This window comes from Streptomyces sp. UNOC14_S4 (assembly GCF_020740835.1).
In the GTDB taxonomy this organism is placed as follows: Bacteria; Actinomycetota; Actinomycetes; order Streptomycetales; family Streptomycetaceae; genus Streptomyces.
On the sequence record NZ_JAINFC010000500.1, the window covers coordinates 1 to 5441 of the forward strand.

A 5441-nucleotide genomic window follows, 5' to 3' on the forward strand; every position below is an offset into this window, starting at 1 on the left:
GTGGGAGCTGGAGCACAACATGACGGCGGGGCCGCGGGCTGTGAAAAAATGGGGGGTTCCGGTGACCGCGGCCCTGTGTTATGGTCGATGGAAGTTGCAGTTGTGGTACCCATGAACTCGTGTGCGCCTGACGGTTATGTAGCCGAAGGCGCATTTTTTGTTTTCGCCGGTCCTTTCCGGTGCGGTGCCCATCCCATTCACAAGGAGAAACACATGGCTACGGGCATCGTGAAGTGGTTCAACGCCGAAAAGGGCTTCGGCTTCATCGAGCAGGACGGCGGCGGTCCGGACGTCTTCGCCCACTACTCGAACATCGCCTCCCAGGGCTTCCGTGAGCTCTTCGAGGGCCAGAAGGTGTCCTTCGACGTCACGCAGGGCCAGAAGGGCCTGCAGGCGGAGAACATCGTCACCCTCTGACGAACGCCCGCTCCGCGGGTGAAGCTTGGCAATGGGGCCCGCACCACTGGGTGCGGGCCCCATTGTTGCCCCCGCTCGCTGCCTCCGCGCAGGGCCCGCGCCGCACTTTTCCGGCTTTCCCCCGCTCTGCCGTTCTTTCTGATCTTTCTGACTTTTCTGTTCTTTCCACCCTTTCTCCCGCCGTCCTCGTCCGGGAAGGTCCCCGCATGACTCGCTCCGCCCGCCCTGCCCGTCCGGCCTCCGATGCCTCCGGGTCGCCCCGACCGCCGCGCAGGCGTGGTGGCGGTCCGTCCCGTGGCCAGTCGTCGCGTGGTGGACAGTCCTCGCGCCGTCAGCCCGCGGCCGAGCCGCAGGGGGGCGAGTTCGAGATGCCGGTCACCACGACTCCCGCGCTGCCGCCGGTGGCGTCCTTCGCGGACCTGGACATGCCGAACGGCCTGCTCGCCACGCTGACCCGGGAGGGCGTCACCGAGCCGTTCCCGATCCAGGCCGCGACGCTGCCCAACTCGCTCCAGGGCCGTGACGTGCTGGGCCGTGGCCGTACGGGCTCCGGCAAGACCCTCGCCTTCGGGCTGGCGCTGCTCGCCCGCACGGCGGGTCGGCGTGCCGAGGCGAAGCGCCCGCTGGCGCTCGTCCTCGTCCCCACCCGTGAGCTGGCGCAGCAGGTCACCGACTCCCTCAGCCCGTACGCCACCGCCGTCAACCTGCGGGTCGCCACCGTCGTCGGCGGTATGTCCATCGGGCGCCAGGCCCAGACCCTCGCGCGCGGCGCGGAGGTCCTGGTCGCCACCCCCGGCCGGCTCGCCGACCTGATCCAGCGCGGCGACTGCAAGCTCGGCGACGTGCGGATCACGGTCCTGGACGAGGCCGACCAGATGGCCGACATGGGCTTCCTGCCGCAGGTCACCAAGCTGCTCGACCAGGTCCACCCGGAGGGCCAGCGGATGCTCTTCTCCGCGACCCTCGACCGCAACGTCGACCGCCTGGTGCGCCGCTTCCTCTCCGACCCGGTGACGCACTCCGTCGACGGGTCCGTGGGCGCGGTCACCACGATGGAGCACCACCTCTTCTTCCTCACGGACGCGGACAAGAAGGACGCGGTCTCCCGGATCGCGGCGCGCGAGGGCCGCGTGATCATGTTCGTGGACACCAAGCGCGGCGCCGACCGGCTGGTGAAGAAGCTGCTGGCCCAGGGCGTACGGGCGGGCGCGCTGCACGGCGGCAAGAGCCAGCCGCAGCGCAACCGCACGCTGGAGCTGTTCCGTACGGACCAGGTCACCGCGCTGGTCGCCACCAACGTCGCGGCGCGCGGCATCCACATCGACGGCCTCGACCTCGTCGTGAACATCGACCCGCCCATGGACCACAAGGACTACCTGCACCGCGGCGGCCGCACGGCCCGCGCGGGCGAGTCCGGCACGGTCGTCACGCTCGTCCTGCCGGAGCAGCGACGCGAGATGACGCGCATGATGGCCACCGCGAAGATCACGCCGAACGTCATCAAGACCCACCCGCGCGACCCGGAGCTGGAGCGCATCACGGGTGCCCGCGAGCCCAGCGGCGTCGCGGTGACGATCGCGCCGCCGCCCCAGCCGACGGCGCCCTCGTCGGCGAGCCGCCCGCGCAAGCGCCCGGGAGGCGCGTCCGGCGCGCCCCGAGGTGAGGGCGGCGGCGGCCGTTCGCGTCGCGGCGGTGCGCGGCGCGGCGGGGGCAACCGCCGCCCGGCGGCGTCCTGACGGGCGCCCCGTTAGGGGCGCGGGGAACTGCGCGACCAGCCACAACGCACCGGCAGTCGCGCACCGGACTCAGGCGGCACTTCGGTGGGCGCACCCCGATACGTCCCTCGCTTGGCCCACTCCGTTCGCCCCCTCGCCTCCCACCCGGAAAGGTGAGAGAAAGGCGAACGCGACGGCCGTCAGGAGCGAGCGGTGGGGAAGGCGGGGAAGGCGGGGAACCAGAACGGCCCGCAGTTCTCGCGTGGGGACGACGCCTCGTCCCCACGCGCCCGCCACGCGGCGCGAGCCGTCCGCTACCTCCCCTACGTACTCGTCGTCGGCGGCGGCGTCGTCTTCGACGTCCTCACGCCGCCCGACTACACCTGCGGCCCGTTCGAGAACGCCGCTCCCCTCGTGGCGGCCCCCTTCCACTCGCTGAGCGGTACCGCCCTTGTCGCCGCGGCGGCCATCACGGCGACGCTGATCCTCGTCCTGCTCGAGCGGGTGAACGAAACGGGTACGGCGGTGAGCGAGATGGTCACCGTCCTCGTGGTCTCCCTGCTCGCCCTCGGCATCAACAGCATCGGCCGCCGCAGCGTCCTGCGGCTCGCCTCGGCCCGCAGCATCGCGGAGACCGCGCAGCGGGCCGTGCTCCCGGTGCCCCCGGCCCGGATCGGCGGCCTCCGCGTCGCGGCGCGCTACGTGGCGGCGCAGGCGGACGCCCGGATCGGCGGCGACCTCTACGCGGTGCAGGACACCCCGTACGGCGTACGCGCCATCGTCGGGGACGTGCGCGGCAAGGGCCTGGAGGCGGTGGAAGCGGTCGCGGTGGTCATCGGCGCGTTCCGGGAGGCGGCCGAGCAGGAGCGCACGCTGGACGCGCTCGCGGAACGGCTGGAGCGCGCGTTGCAACGGGAGGGCGCGCGGCGCGCGAATCTGGACCAGTTCGAGGGCTTCACCACCGCCGTCCTCGCCGAGATGCCGCAGGACGCGCCCGTCCTGCGCCTGGTGAACCGCGGGCATCCGGCGCCTCTCCTGTTGCGCCCGGGCGGCGAGGTCGTCGAGGCGGTGCCTGCCGTGCCGGCTCTGCCTCTGGGGATGGGCGAGCTGGAGGTCTCGGCTGATCGGGTCTCGGCAGACCAGGTTCCTACCGGCCAGGTCGAGGAGCTGGCGTTTCCTTCGGGGACGACGTTGCTGCTCTTTACGGACGGGGTCACTGAGGCCAGAGATGCGGATGGGGATTTCTATGATCCGCGGGCCCGGTTGACGGGACGGCAGTTCAAAAATCCGGAGGCGCTGCTGGAGTGCCTGGTCGACGACGTCGCCCGGCACTCGGGTGACCGTACGGCGGACGACATGGCCCTGCTGGCGATCCGGCGTGGCGACGGCCGTCACCACCAGGGTTCTTATGTCCGTCCGCACGGGCTGTAGTGGATCTTGATCGTTCCGCATTCCCTCGGAATAAAGACCGTTTAAGAAGACGGCACCTTGAGGACGGGCGCCTTGCCAAGTCCTGACCAAGGACACGGCGGATTCACGCTTTCGGCTTGGAAACCAAGCGGACTGTCTATTAACGTTCGATAACGACGTGCGGTCCTCGCAATCGCCGCAAGAGGCGGCACCGTGCGCCTTCGCCGAATCCCTCGGGCACAAGCACGACCTGATGCACTGACAGCGACACTGACAGCGACTGGGAACCGGGGAACCACCCATCCTGGGGCGAGTCGGGCCTGCACCGGCCCGTAGGAGACCTTCCTGCTCCGAGCCCGACAGCTAACCCGGTAGGCGAGAAGGAAGGAAAGGAGTGCGCCCCCGTGGCGTCCAACGAACCTGCCCTCGGCCACGCCCCGCACGGCCCGTACACCCCGCATGGCCCGTACGAGCCGCACGTCCCCGAACCGCCCATCGTGCCCGCGTACATGACGGCGCACATGCCGATGTCCGAGGCTGAGGTCAGGTCAGCGCCGCGTGCGGCGACGGAATCTGTCTTCGGGTCAGCGCCGCCGGTGGCTGCGCGGCAGCCTGCGCCTGCGCCTGCCTCTGCTGCCGCGCCCGAGTCGGCTGAGGACGGCTGGGACGCGTGGCGCCCTGCCACCCCGGTTGCTCCGGCCGCCGCCCAGCCCGCCCGTGGCGGGCGGCACCGCGTGGCCAAGCCGCGCGGCGGGACGATGGCGCGCAGCGGCGCCGTGCTCGGCGTCGGCATCATGGCGTCCGTCGGCGCGGGCGGCATGGCGAGCGCCCAGGACCGCCCGGCGGCGCCGATATCGGTACCGGACCTGCCGGTGGTGAACGCGATCTTCGGCGGTGACGCCAAGGAGGCGGGCCAAGGCCAGGAGCAGGCTGCGGGGTCTGTCGGCACCGTCGAGGCCGTCCCGCCCGGTGCCGACCAGCCGCTGACCCAGATGGGTCTGATCGCCGAGGAAGCGGCGCACGGCACCACGAGCGCGGGCGAGGTATTGCGCGCCCGAATCCTCCAGCAGGCCGAGTACCAGCAGAATGCCGCCGAGGACGAGGCCCGCGCGGAGATGCAGCGAAAGGCCACGGAGGAAGCGGCACGGAAGGCCGCCGAAGAACGAAAGGCCGCCGAAGCCGCTGAAGCTGCCGAAGCAGCCGAAGCCGCGAAGACGGCTGCTGCCGAAGAAAAAGCGGACGACCCCGATGAGGTGGCCGTCCCGTCGAGCCTTCCGTCGAATACGGGCAATACCGGGAAGCACCCGCGTTCCCCGGAAAGAAGCACCGGAGAAACGTCCCGCACGCTGGGCGCCTATGCCCTTCCGGTCGGCTCGTACACGCTCACCGCGGGCTTCGGCCAGGCGGGCAATATGTGGTCCGCGAACCACACCGGCACGGATTTCGCCGCGCCCACCGGCACCCCGGTCAGGGCCGTCGGCAACGGCACGATCACCCATGCGGGCTGGGCGGGCGCGTACGGCTACCGCATCGTTCTGAAGCTGGACGACGGCACGGAGGTCTGGTTCTGCCACCTGTCGTCGATGGTCGTCACCTCCGGCCGGGTGTCCGCCGGTGATGTGATCGGCCGCGTCGGCGCGACGGGCAACGTCACGGGGCCCCACCTCCACCTGGAGGTCCGGCCGGGGGGTGGCGCGCCGGTGGATCCGCTGCCGTGGCTGCGGGACCGGGGCTTGGCGCCGTAAGGCTCTGAGGGTTGCGTCGTGGCTGGTCGCGCAGTTCCCCGCGCCCCTGTTGTGGGGCCGGGGGCGGGGCCTCCGGCCGGAACCTGAAACGCGGTGCGTGCGGCTGCCTCCTATGGGGAGCCGTACTCCCTGCACCGTCATTTCAGAACCCGCC

At 71.1% G+C, this 5441-nt stretch carries 3 protein-coding genes, 1 pseudogene and 1 riboswitch; all 4 genes and pseudogenes read left to right on the forward strand.

Annotated elements, in window-relative coordinates:
- The first annotated feature begins 213 nt into the window (after positions 1–213).
- On the forward strand, positions 214–417 hold the full coding sequence (locus K6I34_RS30540) for a cold-shock protein (protein WP_121799364.1): 204 nt from the start codon (positions 214–216) through the stop codon (positions 415–417).
- A 206-nt stretch (positions 418–623) separates the two neighbouring features.
- Positions 624–2150, forward strand: a pseudogene (locus K6I34_RS30545) (DEAD/DEAH box helicase); the annotation flags it as partial.
- A 195-nt stretch (positions 2151–2345) separates the two neighbouring features.
- On the forward strand, positions 2346–3563 hold the full coding sequence (locus K6I34_RS30550) for a PP2C family protein-serine/threonine phosphatase (RefSeq protein WP_229330897.1): 1218 nt from the start codon (positions 2346–2348) through the stop codon (positions 3561–3563).
- 237 nt (positions 3564–3800) lie between these two features.
- A riboswitch (cyclic di-AMP (ydaO/yuaA leader) is annotated at positions 3801–3935 on the forward strand.
- 11 nt (positions 3936–3946) lie between these two features.
- The gene (locus K6I34_RS30555) at positions 3947–5287 is read left to right on the forward strand and encodes a M23 family metallopeptidase (protein ID WP_229330899.1); all 1341 of its coding nucleotides are present in this window, start codon (positions 3947–3949) and stop codon (positions 5285–5287) included.
- Positions 5288–5441 lie beyond the last annotated feature (154 nt).